The organism is Novosphingobium colocasiae (assembly GCF_014652555.1).
In the GTDB taxonomy this organism is placed as follows: domain Bacteria; phylum Pseudomonadota; class Alphaproteobacteria; order Sphingomonadales; family Sphingomonadaceae; genus Novosphingobium; species Novosphingobium colocasiae.
Genome location: NZ_BMZA01000025.1, coordinates 1 through 15,015 on the forward strand (window position 1 = coordinate 1; position 15,015 = coordinate 15,015).

The following is a 15,015-nucleotide window of genomic DNA, read 5'->3' on the forward strand; positions in this document are numbered from 1 at the left end:
TCAGGGCGCGGAGACTCGACGCTGCGCTTCAAGCCCGCAAGGTGGGGCGGCGGCTACGCTTACCTAAATCGATCCCGGCAAGCCGCAGCAGAACGCGTTCATTGAATCCTTCAATGGGTCGCTGCGCGACGAGCTCTTGAATGAAGAGCTGTTCGACAGCCTGGCTGACGCCAGGCGCAAGCTGGCTGTCTGGCGCTACGACTACAACAACGTCAGGCCGCACTCGTCGCTGGCGAACCGAACACCGGCACAAGCGCGTCGGACGTTCCTGCTAGATAGACGCGTCACGTCCGACGCGCTTGTGCCGGTGGGGCAGCACGAATATCAAACCGGCAGACTCTCGTTCTGACTGCGCGACCAGTGGGGGGCAGGTCAGTTGCCGCGCTCAATTGTACAGATTGCGCCGGAACAGCGCATGGAGCCGCTCCCAATGTCGCTCCGCTGAAGACCTGTCGTAGCAATGGCGCTCCGGGAATGCGAAGCCGTGTTCTACACCTCGATAAAGCTCAACCTCGCCGCGGACGTCGTTCGCCGCGAAATAGGTCCGCATTGTTTCATATTCTTCTGAAGGTACGAAATCGTCTATTTCGGAGAAAGCGGCGTAAAGCTCGGCATTTCCGGCTTGCGCTGTGACATGAGGGCTGTCGGGCTGATCGGTGACCACGGCCACTCCATAGATCGAGGCTGCTGCCGCGACCTTCCCGGCAAAGTAGCCGGCGGCGACCAGCGCGTATGGGCCAGTGAGGCAATATCCCATGATCCCGACAGGGCCATTTGCCGCTTCCGGAGCGGTTCGCGCATGTGCGAGCAATGCCTCGCAATCAGCCATGACGGCCGACCTGGTCGCGGTTGCAATGTATCCCCAGATAGGCGCCATGGCCTCCTCATCGTCGAGCGACGGGAACGGCCCGATCTCCTTTGCGCCACCACGATAATATAGATTGGGGAGCATGACATAATAGCCGGCGGTCGCAAGACGACTCGCCATCAGGCGAAGCTCGTCGCGTATGCCGGCGGCATCCATTAGAAAGATTACTACTGGATGAGGCCCTTCCCGCTCCGGATAGACGATGAAGGTCTCCATTTCACCGTCGGCTGTGCGGATGTTGATTTCGGTCTCAATCATTAGACAAGCTTTCTATTAACACGTCAATTCGAGGTTAGCAGCGATTCCTAGCCAGAGTCGACGCCAGCAGGCCCATGTTTATCGTCTCTGCACAATCATGCCGCATCTTTCCCGCCGCTTCCACTCATTGGGCGCTAGCCAAGAAAAAATAAAACGGCTTTTGCGAGCCTCCAGCTTATGCGGTCACCGGCAGTGCTGCTTTCTTTTCAAAAGAACTCGCCTCATAGCGGCCGAAGTGAAAGTCGGTGGACCCGAGCTGTTGGGCAATAACGTTAAGACGGCTTAGGTAATCCGCAATCGGGAGCTCTTTCGACATTCCCATGCCGCCGTGAATTTGAACTGCTTGCTGCCCTACGAACAAACCCGCCTGATCAATCATGACTTTTGCGGCCGACGCTATCTTCGCGCGCTCCGAAGTGCGATTTTCGAGATGAGCGGTCGCCAGATACGTCATTGATACGGTCTCTTCGACCTTGATGAGCATTCTCGCCATGCGATGCTGCAACACTTGAAATTCCCCGATCGGTCGGCCGAACTGCTGGCGCTGCTTGGCGTATTCTACCGTCCACTGCAGCAGCATACGTTGAATTCCCAAGGCCTCGGCACACAGGCCGACAACCCCGGCATTGAATGCTTCGGCCATTCGATCAGCCGCTTCCTCGCCCCGCGCGACGATCGCACTCTCTTCGACTTCGACACCGTTCAAAGAGAGGTCTGCGCATCCGACGCCATCGACCAACTGATAGGTCTTCAGCTCCAACCCCGGAGCATCCGCGGCCACGATCACCAACGCTTGCCCACCACCTGCGTCTTTCGCCAAGACGACGAAATGCGTGGCGCGTGCTGCATCCCGGACCACCGGGATCTTCCCCGACAGGCGGAACCCACCGTCATTAGCGGCGATTGAGACGCCGGCATCATCCTTTCCGAACGATCCCGGGAAATAGTCAAAAGCGGGAACGACGATGGCAGTTCCGTCGACCACGGCCGCCATTGTCTCCTGTGCCTTTGCCCCCGCATCACGAAGCAGTGCACCGGCCATAATTATGGTGGACAGCCACGGCTCGATCGAAAGCGCCTTGCCGAGTTCTTCCATGACGATCATGTTTTCGGTCGGCCCGCCGCCAAGCCCGCCGACATTCTCGGGAAGCGACGTACCCAGAATCTGGAGCTCATTGGCGAAGGCCGACCAGATTGCCGATTCTGTGGCCGTTGATCGGACCTGCGCGCGGCGCGCTTCGAACGGGAAACGGTCGCGCAGAAAAGATTCCAGCATGTCCCGCAGCATCTGCTGCTCGTCGGAAAGATTGAAATTCATTTGCCTTCTCCGGGCATCTCTGCCGACCAGCTATTCACAGGCTCAATGCAGTCTTCGCAATGATGGTAAGCTGGATCTCATTCGACCCGCCATAAATCGAAAGCTTGCGCGAATTCAGATAATGATCTGCCGCACGCACGCCCGTGCGCGGCCCGATCGGCTGGATTCCGCCCGATTCCGGTGCTGGAGTTACCATCCCGTAAGGGCCAGCTGCCTCTTGGGTCAGTTCGAACGTCGATTGCGCAATCTCGCTGCCGCGCGTTTTCAGCATGCTCATGAGCGGCCCCGGATCGCGTCCGTTGCTGGCGTCGGTCAAGGCTCTGAAATTCGTCGCTTCAAGGGCAATAAGCTCGATTTCCAGTTGGGCGATCTTGCGTCGAAACGCCGGCGCGTCCGACATAACGCTGCCGCGCTCGTCGTGCCGTTCGTCGGCAAGTGCGCGCAAGTTCTTGACCCGCCTCTTCGTGCGACTGACGTCCGCAATCGCCGATCTTTCATGCTCGAGCAGGAACTTGGCACAAGTCCAGCCTTCGTTTTCGTCGTGGACGCGGTTTTCGATCGGCACCATGACGTCTTCGAGCCAGACTTCATTGACTTCGCGGTCCCCACCCAGTGTCTCGATCGGCCGCACCTGGATGCCGGGGCTGGCCATGTCGATCAACAGGAAGGAAATTCCTTTCTGCTTTTTCGCATCGGGATCGGTGCGGACCAGAAAAAATCCCCAGTCCGCATGTTGCGCAAGCGTCGTCCAGGTCTTCTGGCCGTTAACGCGATAGTATTCTTTGCCATCGTCGCCCACCACGCGCTCAGCACGAGTGCGGATGCTGGCGAGGTCCGATCCGGCACCAGGTTCACTGAAACCCTGACACCACCAGGATTCGGCATTTACCATTGGTGGCAGAAAGCGAGCCTTTTGCTCCGCTGTTCCGAACTGCCGGATTACCGGCCCACACATGGCTATGCCCATCGATGCCGTTCGGATAGTGTCCGCATCTTCCAATTCGTCCCGGAAGATTTGCTGCTGCGTGAGGCTCCAGCCCGGGCCACCGTATTCTTTGGGCCAACTTGCTGCCAGCCAACCTTTTTTCGCAAGAATCCTCATCCAGGTAAGGTAATTCTCACGCGTCGGTTCAGCCCCGTTGGCCAGGGCATCACGCAAGGATTGCGGGTATTCGGCGGCAATGAATGCGCGGATCTCTCGCCGGAACGCTTCCTCCTCAGCGGTAAAGCTCACATCCATTTCATACTCTCGATCCGTTTCGATTGGAAACGGCAATCCGCCGCCCAATTGTCCAACGTCTTCAACGACGGCGGCACGTGACGCAAGCAGATGGGAAAATTCCGGCGGTTCGCAACCGATTCATTCCACATGCAATGCAGCTGCTCTGTCCTGACGCCAGCACGACTTTGGCTGAAGTGTGAAATGCGTGACCGCGGGGCAAAGCCATGACGGCGAAGCTGTTGATGGCCTGCTCGAACATTTTGGTGCCGGAACAACATTGCTGGCCGGCAAGGCATTCGATGCCGACCACAGCCGCAAATCCCTCCGCGAAAGGGGCGCGTTCGCCAATATCCCACCCAAGTCCAACCGGAGGTGAAAACTATACTTCAGCTCTTCGCTCTACCGCGAACGGAACCTGATCGAACGCTTCTTCTCCACGCTGAAGCACTTCCGGCGCATTGCCACACGCTACGACAAGGTGGCCGAAAATTTCCTCGCCATAGTCCAAACCCAAACAGGACGTATGTCTCCTGCGACCTGCCTTCGCAGCTGCAGTCGATGAGTCGGGGCGGTTCCGACAGTCACGCGATGCCGGCGCCTGCTGCGGCCTGGTGCACAGACGCCATCAATCTGGCGAGCTCGACTGGACGGGCAGGATCACCAAGCAAAGGGACGAGACCTTGCGCAAGTCGCTATATGAAGCTTGCCACTCGATCCTGGCCCACAGCCGGGAAACCTTCCCTCAAGACTTGGGCCATGCGGATTTCCAAGTGCCGCGGCCTGAAGAAGACCCGCGCCGCCCCTGCGGTCATCATGCCCGCCATGCTTCGCGACGGCGCTTTGTTCCAAGCGTGAGGGAGGGCAGAACCTGTTTGCCAGCGGTGAAGCGCAAAGATGATCCGAGGACGCTCCCCGGCGAGGGAAGGCCGGGACGAACGATCTGCAAAGCCCGCATCGAGTCAATGCAACGTTCGCCTGTGTGAGACCCGATACCGCACGACCAGGCTCGGGTCCGGGCAGTGCGGACAGATCCATGAAGCTCTCAAGGAATCCGCACCGCCTGGATCGTAAACTCATAAACGGCGACGGGGCCCGAGTTGGTTTGCGCGCGGGCTTCGGCCCTCACGCTCAGGATGAGGCGGGCTCGACAGCATTCTGTCGAGCCACGCCCCGATCATCGGCTGACGGCGATGACGACCTTGCCGACATGATCCCCACTGGCGAGACGCTGGTACGCCGCCTCGTAATCATTGAAGGCAAAGACGCTGTCGATGACGGGATCAACCTTGTGCTGGCCCATTGCGGCCATCAGCGCGGCAAAATTTTCCCGTGGTCCGATCGCCGTGCCCGCGACATTCAGAGAACGCCAGAGAATATCGATGGGCGGCAAGCCGCCGCCAAAACCACTGGTAAATCCGACAAGCGACACGTCTCCGCCAACTCGGGTCGATGCCGCTGATTTGACGATCGTGGTCTCGCCGGCAATGTCGACGGTCTTGTCGACGCCCCGACCACCGGTAAGCTCGAGGATCGCCTTGTCCCATTCCGGCGTGGTGCGATAATTCACGACCGCATCGGCACCGAGGCCTTTGAGCTTCTCCGCCTTGGCGTCGGACGAGGTGATCGCCAGAACGCGAGCGCCAAACATCCGGGCGATCTGAAGAGAGAACAGTGCTACGCCGCCGGTGCCCTGCACCAGCACGGTTTGCCCGGGTTGCAGCGGGCTCGACCGGTTGAGCGCGCTCCAGGCCGTAACGGCGGCGCACGGCAGCGTAGCCGCTTGTTCGTAGGACATATACGACGGCATCTGCACGATGGCGTTTTCGTGCAGCAGGATATATTCTGCGAGCCATCCGTCCGTGCTCATGCCCACGCTGTCCTGCTGGTATTCGGGCAGCGGGGGGCCGCTGATCCAGTGGGTGTGGCAATTCGCTGTTACGCGGTCGCCGACTTGGGCACGCGAAACATGTTCGCCGATGGCGACAACCTCACCCGCGCCGTCGGACAGCGGCACGCCGTTAGGTTTGAGCGTGCCGCCGTAGTTGCCATCCAGAATCGCTTGGTCGCGAAAGTTCAACGAGGCCGCGTGCACCCGGATCAGGACTTCACGCGAGGCCGGCGTGGGCATGGGTTCTTCATGTAATTCTAGACCCGGCGGCGTGTCTGAAGTCCACCTTACAGCTTTCATCATAATCTCCTCGAAACCCTTGTGCAGCTTTAATGAACGCGAAGCGGACTTGGCCCTACCTGCGGAATTCATCCTTCGGTGGAGATCTTTGCGGCAATTTTTGCATTGCAGCAACTATGCCATGCCAACTCACCTGAAATTCAATTTGAAAGACTGGGGCAAGCGCAGTTCAGGCAGTATTGCCCTGAATGGGGAGCGCCCTCCCGCTTCAGCATACACCGTAACGAGAGGTGGGCCGATGGGCAATTTGCCTTAACAAGTGCGCCGGGGCGGTGATGGGTAAAAATATATGTAATATATCTCGCGGGAATGGATCAGGGGAAAGTCTACTGTAGATCAAAGGTGCGGAGCACGGCGGAAACCAACTGGAAGGTGCCCTCCGCACGGTTGCGATCGCGTTTCTGCCGAAGATGTAAATTTTCGTTCGGGCAGCTAGGGCGTTGCAACGGGTCTGGAAGGGAGTTGCAGTGAGTTCAGTGCGTGCGCGCCAGCCGGCGATAGTTGGGGTCGGGCAGCTAAATTATGCGGCTCTTTATGCCAGCAAGGTGCCAAACGATGCGATTTCGTTGGGTGCCCAAGCGCTTTCGCTGGCCATCGAAGATTGCGGGATTGCAAAAGGCGATATCGATGGGCTGATCACGTCACGCATCCCGTATACCGTGACGGCCGATGCGCTCGGGCTCAAGAACCTCTGGTTGATCAACGAACTGGAAGGTTCGGGGCGCATGAGCGGTGTAGCCGTGCAATATGCTGCTGCGATGATCGAAACCGGCCAAGCAGAGGTGGTCGCACTGGTTTATGGCAACAATGGACGCAGTTCCGCTATGGCCTACGGCGGGGAGGCATTTCCTAACTCCACCAGCATCTACAATCACTATCAGGGAATGACCTCTCCCGGTGCCGCGGTGGCAATGATGTACCGGCGCTATCAGCACGAATTCGGCATAGCGGATGGCGCACTAGCCAATTTCGCCATCAACAACCGGCGCAATGCGGCGCTGAACGCAGGTGCCGTCATGCGAAATCCGATCACGGTAGACGATTACATGGCAGCCCGCTTCATCGCCGCGCCGCTGCGCATGCTGGATTATTGCATTATAAATGATGGCGGCGTGTGCCTGATCATGACCACGATGGAACGCGCTAGGGATTTGGCGAAGCGGCCTGTCGTCCTGGCCGCCACTGCTACTCGGGGCGAAACGTCCGGTCATTACTGGAGCCGCGATTTCTTCTTCGGCAACGCCCGGCAAGCGGCCGATCGGTTGCATCGCCAGGCTGGCTTCGTGCCCGAGGATATCGACGTTCTACAGGTCTACGACAATTTCACGCCCGCCATTGCCTTCGGCCTCGAAGGGTTCGGTTTCGCCGCCCGTGGCGAAGCGACTGCCTGGGCCACCCTGGACCAAATCGGTCTCGGCGGCCGCCAGCCGATCAACACCGCGGGCGGGCATACCGGAGAATCCTACATGCAAGGCTGGGGGCACCATGTCGAAGCAGTTCGCCAATTGCGTGGCGAATGCGGCGAACGGCAAGTTCCGGGTGCCAATACTGCGCAGTACATCTGCATTTCGCCGATCGTATCCTCGCACATTCTGGCGGGAGCGTGACTATGATCGACAAGGACCTGCTCGTCGCGTCTATGGAGCCGATTACCGAGGTCGATCGCGGTTTCTGGGAAGGAACCCGGGTTGGCGAACTCCGCCTTCACGCCAGCCCGACCGGCAAGCTCTATTTTCCACAGACCTCTGCCGATGCCGATACCCTGGAGACGGATTTCCATTGGCAGAAGGTCAGCGGACGCGGCACGCTCTGGTCATGGATCGTGATGCACCAGAAGTACCTTAAGGCATATGCCGGGGCGGTCCCCTATGTCGTCGGTAGGATCGAGCTAGAGGAAGGTCCCATGATCATTTCTCGGCTGGTCGGGCGGACCGACGATCTTGTCTGCGACATGCCGGTCGAAGTCGTGTTCGAAAGGCTCGACGACGAGCGGACGCTGCCGGTTTTCAGGGCTGTGCGCTGACCGACACCCGCAGTTCGGGGATTGGAGACGATCATGGTGCGACCCTCGCGCGGCGGGTTTGCGCCTGGCGCGCCACCCACCCGCCGGCGCGGACTGTCTGAACCCCGGCTATTCGTCGCGATAGACAGGATCGCGCGACTCGAGAAAAGCCGCCACGGCTTCGCCATGATCGAACGTATGATGAGCAAGCGCCTGGTAAGCAGCGGAAAGTTCAAGCAACGGTGCCAGCTTCATATCCTGCCCTTCGCGCAGGAGGCGCTTCGCCAAGCGGGTCGCGTGCCCGGGATTGGCCGCGATTGCCTCGGCAATCTCGATGGCGCGAGGAAGAACCTCCTCGGGCGGCACCACTTCGGCAACAAGCCCGTAATCGAGCGCCGTCGCAGCATCGATCATGTCGCCGGTAAGCGTCAGTAGGCTGGCTCGCGCCATGCCTATGATCCGTGGCAGCAGCCACGCACCACCGTCTCCGGGCACGATGCCAAGTTTGACGAAGCTTTCCGCAAACCGGGCACGGCTCGATGCGATGCGAATATCGCACATGCACGCCAGATCGAGCCCGGCACCGACGGCCGGACCGTTGACAGCGGCCACGACCGGCACCTCGAGCTCGTACAAGGCTGTCGGGATCATCTGGATGCCGGTGCGGTATGTATTGCGCAGAGCAAACGGCGCGCCCGCAAACATGCCCTTGCGTTCTGCCATATGGTGCACATTGCCGCCGGCACAGAAGGCAGAGCCTGCCCCGGTCAGCACGATGGCACGGACCGTCAGATCTCGGGTCATGCTTGCACAGAACTCGGCGATCTCTTCGCTATAGGCAATTTCAGTGATAGCATTGCGCGTGTCGGGTCGGTTCAGCGTGGCGATTACCACAGGCCCTTTCCGCTCGACGATCATGAAGGGCGCTTCCGACATCTATATTCTCCGAACAATCATTGATAGCAATGCAACAACCTTGATGCCGCGCTTCGCAGGAAGCAACGAGATCCTGAAGGATTTGAGGAACGGCCAACTGGACTTAGGCGTGGTTCGCTTGCCTGTCCCGGAATCTTCCCCGGTGACGGTAGAACTCACAGAGCGCGGCGAACTAGTGCTCGCCATGGGCCCTGAGCACCCGCTACCGAGGCGACTGACAATCGCGCTCGCCGAACTTGCCGATCAACCCTTCAATCCCCTCACTCTCTTCAATCCTGTAAGCATCCTGAATCCCATCTTTCACTTGGCACGCCGCAATGCCGATTTCGCTCCTCGTGCCGAATAGAGATACGATGCAGGCTCAAACTGCGCTAAGCTTGGTCGCGGCCGGGTGGGGGGCGTGCTGATACTTGGCATCGATGCGCGCCTCCAAGCCTGCTCATTGCTTGCCTTGTCGAGCGCGTACCGGTCCAAATGGGTGTACCTTTCGCCACACACACCTGTGTCATCGTCGAGATTTTCGAGGCGAGCGCAAGAGCTCCTGCTCGATACCGATGCGATATTGAGCACGTAATACATAATTTCCGATGGCCTCCTTGAATTGACGGTGTTCACTGCGGTGGCCATTCGCTTTGCACCATTTGCAAGGATGTAAGCTTTGTTCGACACCTTCAGACTGGCGGAATTGCCGAGTAGCGACGAGGATTTGCGCCCTAGGATTCGTGAACTCATAGCCCGTAGCATTGATGCGATACCGCTCGATCAGCGCGCACGCTCATGGCAAGGCTTCGATAGGCAGTTCAGCCGAACGCTGGGTAAAGAGGGTTTCCTCGGGCTGACACTTCCACGTAGGTATGGCGGGCATGACCGTGGCCCGTTCGCACGCTTCGTGGTTGTCGAAGAACTGCTGAGCGCCGGCGCCCCGGTCGCGGCACACTGGTTTGCCGACCGGCAGAGCGCTCCTTTGCTCCTGAGCTATGGGACAGAAGCCCAGAAGGAATTTTACGTCCCGCGTATCTGCCGCGGAGAAGCTTTGTTTTGCATCGGCATGAGCGAGCCGGGCTCGGGGTCCGACCTGGCCAGCGTCCGCACGCGAGCCGAACCGAATGGATCGGGCTGGTTGCTGAACGGCCAGAAGATCTGGACGACGAACGCAGCTCACTCTGACTACATGATCGCCTTGGTGCGGACATCTGGAACGACGGCGGAACGACAAAAGGGTTTGTCCCAGCTAATCGTGGATTTGAAGGCGCCGGGCGTGACCGTGCGCCCCATCGTCGACCTGACGGGAGATTCGCACTTCTGTGAGGTGTTCTTCGACAACGTGCAGTTGGCCGAAGATGCGCTGGTGGGAAGCGAAGGTCAGGGTTGGGACCAGGTCACCGCCGAACTGGCCTTCGAACGCTCAGGGCCTGAAAGGATTTATTCGAGCATCATCCTGCTCGACGCCTGGGTGCGTCACCTACAGGCTGTCGGCAGGATCGACAAGGCAACCGAGGTTGGTGCCTTGACTGCGGAGCTGGCAACGCTTCGGGCAATGTCCATCGCCTGCACGGCCCGCCTCGTGGCTGGCGAAAGTCCGGTCGTGGAAGCCAGCATCGTCAAGGACCGCGGGACCGGCTTTGAACAGCATCTGCCCAGTGTAATCGGCGACGACCTCGGTTCGCACCCGGACGAGCCGATCGCGGCCGAGCTTTATCGCACATTGCTTTACGTCACACACATCGCGCCCAGTTTCAGCCTGCGCGGCGGCACGCGCGAGGTCCTGAGGGGCATCATCGCGCGTGGCATGGGTCTGCGCTGAGGAGGACAGAATCATGCAAATGAATGAATTGACGGAACCTTTCGGCCGTCTCCTGGCCTCGCTGTGCACATCCGCTGCCGTGCGGGAAGTCGAGGGCGGCGGGTCGTTCGGTGCCATGTGGGAGGAGCTGGCGACATCGGGGTTCCTCGATGCTCTGGTCGAAGAATCGGTCGGCGGGGCCGGACTTGACCTTGCGGATGTAGAGCCTCTGTTTGAGCTGATCGGTTTCCATGCCGTGCCCTTGCCCCTGAGCGAGACAATCGTCGCTCGCGCGCTTCTCGCCAAGGCCGGAATTACGGCACCCGACGGCCCGATCGTGCTGGTCACCTCGCTCGACCAGCCAGTACCTTGCGCCATGGTGGCAAGCTATGCGCTGGTCGATACGGGCGAGGAGCTTATTCTTGCCGAGATGGCAGGTCTTGATCCGAAAAGCATTGGCAATCATCACGGCCTTTCCGCCATTATCGCCAAGGTGCCCGTGGCTGACGTTAGTCTGCCCCGCCCCTCAGATGGCCTGCGTCCGCTCGCCGCTACCGTCCGCGCGGCGCTGATCGCCGGTGCTGCCGCTCGTCTGACGGAAATGTCCACGAATTATTGCAACGAACGGGTCCAGTTCGGCAAGCCGATCGGTCGGCAGCAGTCTGTGCAGCATATGTTGGCCGTTATGGCGGAAGACATGATCGCTTGCCGCATCGCCGCCGAGATCGGTTTGTCCAAGGGTCTGGACATGCCCATCGCGGTTGCCGCGACGGCCAAGGCGACGACTTCCGCTGCGGCAACGCGCATCGCCGCCTCAGCGCACGCTGTTCATGGTGCCATTGGCATCAGCGAGGAATATGACCTGCAGTTGCTGACGCGGCGCCTGCACGAATGGCGTCTTGCAGATGGTTCGGAAGGGTACTGGGCGGCGCAGTTGGGGAAACAGCGTCTGGCAAATTCCGCTAGCAGTATTGACTGGGTTCGCGACCACATCTTCAGCTGAATGACTGATCGGCTGATGCCGTTAGGATCACAGGTGGACGTGGTCCTTCGACAGCGCGCCATTGATGATTGTCACGCCCATCCCGGCGCAGACCTGCCGGAGGATCTCGCGCACCCGGAGCCGCACATCACCAATCAGTACCTTGTACCGGTATTTCGGCGCCCACACGAGATGGTAGCGATGCTGGAATGTAGTGTGACAACCGGACCGATACGCCATAGCCTGCGAGGCTGTGGCTGAAGCCAGTATCCCACTGAAGTCGGAGGGGTTCCTCCCTGTCAGAGGACTCTAAAGAATTATCCAAGGGAGATACGCGCTAGGCAGATGGCTCGAAATGGCCACAGAGAACTGACATCAGTCAAACTGGCCCTTACATTACGCCTGCAATCACTGCTATCAAAGTTTCGATAATCCTTGAGCAGGCAAGAGGTTAGCGCCAACAAGTTGGCCGTAATGCAGACCGCACCTGGCCGCCGTAGTCAACGCAGGCGGTCCGCTCTATTCGATATCCGCGGGTCGTACCCTCGCGAGCACGTTTCTCTTGGAGACAGGGACAATGAGTTGGGGTCTACAGAACCTTCCCTTTTTCGATTCTCAGCATTTCACGCTCGCAGAGAAATTGCAGCGATGGATCGAGGCCAACCGCGACATTCTGGGCCAGCATCCGGAAAGTAATTTTGGCCCCTATGCCAAGGAAATGCTTGGCAGTCTTTCGGCCGCCGGCTTCCTGGATTATGTGCTGCCAAAAGCCTCGGGAGCGGACGTAGCGCCGCCCGATGTTCGTTCGATCTGTATCATTCGCGAGGCTTTGACCTACGAGTCATTCCTTGCCGACAACATGTTCGTAATGCAGGGCTTGGGCACGGCGCCGCTTTGGCAGCACCACGACCATGCGATGCGCGATGCCGTGATCGAAGCGACCCGCCAAGGCAAGCGGATCGCCGCCATTGCGTTGACCGAACCGGATGCGGGGTCTGATCTTGCCTCTGCCCAGACAACGGCCGACCTGGACGGCGACAGCTATGTTCTGAATGGCGAAAAGTGCTGGATCACCAACGCAGGCATCGCCGACCAATATATCGTCGTCGCCAGGACAGGCGAAGCGCCCGGTGCGCGTGGCCTTTCAGCGTTCATGGTTGATGCCGATACCCCTGGGCTGACGATCACCCCCGACGTCCCCATGATTGCGCCACATCCGCTCGGTTCGCTGAAGTTCGAAAATTGCCGAATTCCGGCCAACAATATCCTCGGCGGTGCTGGAACCGGCTTCAAGGCGGCCATGGCCACCTTTGACGTCTTTCGCCCATCGGTTGGCGCAGCGGCGGTCGGTGCCGCCCGGCGCGCAATGGATGAGACAATCGCACGCGTAAAATCGCGGCGCATGTTCGGCAAGACAATGTCGGAAATGGATACTGTTCAGGCGAAGATTGCCGACATGACCGTCGAAACCGAAGCCGCAGCACTGATGGTCTATCGCGCGGCCTGGGCATCCGATGTCCTGGGCGGGCGAGTCTCGCGCGAGTCAGCGATGGCCAAGCTGATGGCGACTGAAGCGGCGGGTCGGGTGATCGATTCCGCCGTCCAGCTTTTCGGCGGACTTGGCGTGGCGCGCGGTAGCGTGGTGGAGCAGCTCTACCGCGATATCAGGCCGACCCGCATCTACGAAGGCGCATCGGAAGTCCAAAAGGTCGTGATTGCCCGCGCAACGCTGCGCTGACGATCACAGGCAGCACAACAAGTAGCAAGGGGCAGAAATGTCGGAATATATCCTGGTTAGACCGGAATGGCTGGCCCGTCACTCCGAGAAGGCCATCGAGCCCGATCTGCCTATTGTCGATGCGCATCATCATTTGTGGGATATCGCCGGTTGGGAATACATGCTCCCGGATTATCTCGCGGATCTGCGCAGTGGGCATAACGTCAAAGCTTCCGTCTTTGTGCAATGCTATTCGATGTTCCGCTCATCCGGCCCCCGTGAGTTGCGCTCGCTTGGTGAAACGGAGTTCGCGAACGGGGCGGCAGCGATGGCGGCCAGCGGCCTCTACGGCGACACACGCATCTGCGACGGGATCGTCGGCTATGTGAATCTCATGCTCGGCAGCGGCGCCGGAGCAGTGCTCGAAAAGCACATCGCTGCGGCCGGCGGTCGGTTCAAGGGCATACGCTACATCACGTCCTCGTCCGACGACAAGGAAGTCCATCCCTCGGAAAAGGGGCCGCCACCACATCTGCTACGGGACCCGACCTTTCTCGATGGCTTTGCATGCCTGGAGCCTCTGGGCCTGTCTTTCGATGCAATGATCTATCATACGCAGCTCGACGAACTCGCCGAGTTGGCTCACAGGTTCCCGGGCACACGTATCGTCCTGAATCATATTGGCATGCCCTTGGGCATTGGTCGTTACAGCGACCAGCGCGAAGAAGTCCGAGCCGAATGGTCTCGCGGTATCAAGAAGCTCGCCGAGTATCCGAACATCAGCGTCAAGCTGGGCGGGCTGGCCATGAAAATCGCAGGTTTCGATTTCCACAAGAGCGACATGCCCCCGAGCTCTACCGAACTGGCGGCTGCCTGGCGGCCTTATTTCGAGCAGGTTATCGAAACATTCGGGCCGTCGCGCTGCATGTTCGAAAGCAATTTCCCGGTCGACAAGGGCGGCTGCAGCTACAGTGTGTTGTGGAACGCTTATAAGCGGATAATTGAGCGCTATTCCACTGACGACAAGGCGGCTTTACTCGCGGGTACTGCCGCGCGGACCTATAATCTTTTGCTAGATTTTTGAGGCTGACAGACCAAGGTCTGATCCACCACGGGATTGTCGGAATCCATTTGGCTTAAATTATGCGGCCGTGGTTGGGGCGTCCAGCGTGGCGTATTTGACGGCCTCAAAGGATCGCCATAGACTTGGTCGGTGGATCACCTCAGCCTTGTAAAGGCCGTTGATCGTCTCGGCCAAAGCGTTGTCGCAGCGTTCCCTACGCTGCCCGCCAATGGCCCGATCCCGGCTTCGGCAAGGCGTTCGTTATATTTGATCGAAACGTATTGGGCGGATTCAACCGGTCGTCGCACCTCCATACAAATTGGAGGTTGCGATGGGTGTTCGTCGCGCACAGCGACGCGGTGATCAGCCGAGTTACCGCGAAAGCTCAGCCTCGATCGCGTAGAGCATGGCGATCCAGCAACAAGTCCGATCATCGCCTGACCTTGGGGGCTTCGATCACCGCTGTAATTTGACCGGCATCGGCATCGCGGCCGATCTTCACAGCCCCGCCGTCGATCTCCATCTCCAAAGCTGCCTGTGCTGTGCGACGTCAACGTAACCGGTGTTCTCAGGCCACGGCTGTCCAGGGCATGAGTAAGCGTCCGGGCTGAACCGTTGGATGGTAAGCGATGTGCTCAGACCACGGCGATCCATGGCATGAGGTCGCCCACTGCGTTT

General features: G+C 59.3%; 13 protein-coding genes and 4 pseudogenes. 10 read left to right on the forward strand and 7 right to left on the reverse strand.

The features are described 5' to 3' along the window. Positions 1 to 67: 67 nt before the first annotated feature. A pseudogene (locus tag IE122_RS17010) lies at positions 68 to 349 on the forward strand (integrase core domain-containing protein); the annotation flags it as partial. Between the two features lie 36 nt (positions 350 to 385). Here the strand turns inward: IE122_RS17010 and IE122_RS17015 are convergent. The 3 genes from IE122_RS17015 to IE122_RS17025 form a co-directional block, all read right to left on the reverse strand. Continuing rightward, positions 386 to 1,126, reverse strand: a complete 741-nt coding sequence (locus IE122_RS17015) for a dienelactone hydrolase family protein (RefSeq protein WP_189622450.1) — start codon at positions 1,124 to 1,126, stop codon at positions 386 to 388. A gap of 175 nt (positions 1,127 to 1,301) precedes the next feature. Next, entirely contained in the window at positions 1,302 to 2,444 is a 1,143-nt protein-coding gene (locus IE122_RS17020; protein WP_189622451.1) for an acyl-CoA dehydrogenase family protein, read from the reverse strand. A gap of 34 nt (positions 2,445 to 2,478) precedes the next feature. Beyond that, positions 2,479 to 3,684 carry an acyl-CoA dehydrogenase family protein gene (locus tag IE122_RS17025; protein WP_189622452.1) on the reverse strand — a complete coding sequence of 402 codons (1,206 nt, stop codon included), beginning with the start codon at positions 3,682 to 3,684 and terminating at the stop codon, positions 2,479 to 2,481. 316 nt (positions 3,685 to 4,000) lie between these two features. Here IE122_RS17025 and IE122_RS18580 point away from each other — a divergent pair. After that, positions 4,001 to 4,228, forward strand: a pseudogene (locus tag IE122_RS18580) (hypothetical protein); the annotation flags it as partial. Continuing rightward, positions 4,197 to 4,649, forward strand: a complete 453-nt coding sequence (locus tag IE122_RS18585) for a transposase (protein WP_373299151.1) — start codon at positions 4,197 to 4,199, stop codon at positions 4,647 to 4,649. The pseudogene IE122_RS18580 and the gene IE122_RS18585, both read left to right, overlap by 32 nt. 191 nt (positions 4,650 to 4,840) lie before the next feature. Here the strand turns inward: IE122_RS18585 and IE122_RS17040 are convergent, their stop codons facing one another. Then, complete coding sequence (locus tag IE122_RS17040) at positions 4,841 to 5,794, reverse strand: zinc-dependent alcohol dehydrogenase family protein (RefSeq protein ID WP_229814348.1); 954 nt, start codon at positions 5,792 to 5,794, stop codon at positions 4,841 to 4,843. Between the two features lie 536 nt (positions 5,795 to 6,330). On the opposite strand from IE122_RS17040, the gene IE122_RS17045 reads away from it, so the two are divergent. Both IE122_RS17045 and IE122_RS17050 read left to right on the forward strand, forming a co-directional pair. Continuing rightward, positions 6,331 to 7,461, forward strand: coding sequence for a thiolase family protein (locus IE122_RS17045; RefSeq protein ID WP_189622453.1), 1,131 nt, complete (start codon positions 6,331 to 6,333; stop codon positions 7,459 to 7,461). A gap of 2 nt (positions 7,462 to 7,463) precedes the next feature. Continuing rightward, on the forward strand, positions 7,464 to 7,877 hold the full coding sequence (locus tag IE122_RS17050; RefSeq protein ID WP_189622454.1) for a Zn-ribbon domain-containing OB-fold protein: 414 nt from the start codon (positions 7,464 to 7,466) through the stop codon (positions 7,875 to 7,877). Between the two features lie 108 nt (positions 7,878 to 7,985). Here IE122_RS17050 and IE122_RS17055 read toward each other — a convergent pair whose 3' ends face one another. After that, the gene (locus IE122_RS17055; RefSeq protein ID WP_189622455.1) at positions 7,986 to 8,792 is read right to left on the reverse strand and encodes a crotonase/enoyl-CoA hydratase family protein; all 807 of its coding nucleotides are present in this window, start codon (positions 8,790 to 8,792) and stop codon (positions 7,986 to 7,988) included. Between IE122_RS17055 and IE122_RS17060 the strand changes: the two genes are divergently transcribed. The 3 genes from IE122_RS17060 to IE122_RS17070 all read left to right on the forward strand — a co-directional run bounded on the left by IE122_RS17060 (position 8,773) and on the right by IE122_RS17070 (position 11,578). Continuing rightward, positions 8,773 to 9,138: a LysR family transcriptional regulator substrate-binding protein gene (locus IE122_RS17060; RefSeq protein WP_189622456.1), complete on the forward strand. Its 366-nt coding sequence runs from the start codon at positions 8,773 to 8,775 to the stop codon at positions 9,136 to 9,138. The genes IE122_RS17055 and IE122_RS17060 overlap by 20 nt on opposite strands. A gap of 312 nt (positions 9,139 to 9,450) precedes the next feature. Next, positions 9,451 to 10,596, forward strand: coding sequence for an acyl-CoA dehydrogenase family protein (locus IE122_RS17065; RefSeq protein WP_189622457.1), 1,146 nt, complete (start codon positions 9,451 to 9,453; stop codon positions 10,594 to 10,596). A 13-nt stretch (positions 10,597 to 10,609) separates the two neighbouring features. Continuing rightward, entirely contained in the window at positions 10,610 to 11,578 is a 969-nt protein-coding gene (locus IE122_RS17070; RefSeq protein WP_189622458.1) for an acyl-CoA dehydrogenase family protein, read from the forward strand. A 30-nt stretch (positions 11,579 to 11,608) separates the two neighbouring features. On the opposite strand, the pseudogene tnpA reads toward IE122_RS17070, so the two are convergent. After that, a pseudogene (gene tnpA, locus IE122_RS17075) lies at positions 11,609 to 11,797 on the reverse strand (IS200/IS605 family transposase); the annotation flags it as partial. 337 nt (positions 11,798 to 12,134) lie between these two features. On the opposite strand from tnpA, the gene IE122_RS17080 reads away from it, so the two are divergent. After that, entirely contained in the window at positions 12,135 to 13,295 is a 1,161-nt protein-coding gene (locus IE122_RS17080) for an acyl-CoA dehydrogenase family protein (protein WP_189622459.1), read from the forward strand. Positions 13,296 to 13,332: 37 nt separating this feature from the next. Next, positions 13,333 to 14,358: an amidohydrolase family protein gene (locus IE122_RS17085; protein ID WP_189622460.1), complete on the forward strand. Its 1,026-nt coding sequence runs from the start codon at positions 13,333 to 13,335 to the stop codon at positions 14,356 to 14,358. A gap of 78 nt (positions 14,359 to 14,436) precedes the next feature. Here the strand turns inward: IE122_RS17085 and IE122_RS17090 are convergent. After that, positions 14,437 to 14,624: pseudogene (locus IE122_RS17090) on the reverse strand (IS3 family transposase); the annotation flags it as partial. Positions 14,625 to 15,015: the final 391 nt, after the last annotated feature.

What these genes read in the sequence shown, in the direction of transcription:
- IE122_RS17080 (WP_189622459.1), top strand. Translation starts at nt 12,135, where the DNA reads ATGAGTTGGGGTCTACAGAACCTTCCCTTTTTCGATTCTCAGCATTTC.
- IE122_RS17060 (WP_189622456.1), top strand. Translation starts at nt 8,773, where the DNA reads ATGAAGGGCGCTTCCGACATCTATATTCTCCGAACAATCATTGATAGC.
- IE122_RS17055 (WP_189622455.1), bottom strand. Translation starts at nt 8,792, where the DNA reads ATGTCGGAAGCGCCCTTCATGATCGTCGAGCGGAAAGGGCCTGTGGTA.
- IE122_RS17050 (WP_189622454.1), top strand. Translation starts at nt 7,464, where the DNA reads ATGATCGACAAGGACCTGCTCGTCGCGTCTATGGAGCCGATTACCGAG.
- IE122_RS17015 (WP_189622450.1), bottom strand. Translation starts at nt 1,126, where the DNA reads ATGATTGAGACCGAAATCAACATCCGCACAGCCGACGGTGAAATGGAG.
- IE122_RS17085 (WP_189622460.1), top strand. Translation starts at nt 13,333, where the DNA reads ATGTCGGAATATATCCTGGTTAGACCGGAATGGCTGGCCCGTCACTCC.
- IE122_RS17040 (WP_229814348.1), bottom strand. Translation starts at nt 5,794, where the DNA reads ATGCCCACGCCGGCCTCGCGTGAAGTCCTGATCCGGGTGCACGCGGCC.
- IE122_RS17025 (WP_189622452.1), bottom strand. Translation starts at nt 3,684, where the DNA reads ATGGATGTGAGCTTTACCGCTGAGGAGGAAGCGTTCCGGCGAGAGATC.
- IE122_RS17070 (WP_189622458.1), top strand. Translation starts at nt 10,610, where the DNA reads ATGCAAATGAATGAATTGACGGAACCTTTCGGCCGTCTCCTGGCCTCG.
- IE122_RS17020 (WP_189622451.1), bottom strand. Translation starts at nt 2,444, where the DNA reads ATGAATTTCAATCTTTCCGACGAGCAGCAGATGCTGCGGGACATGCTG.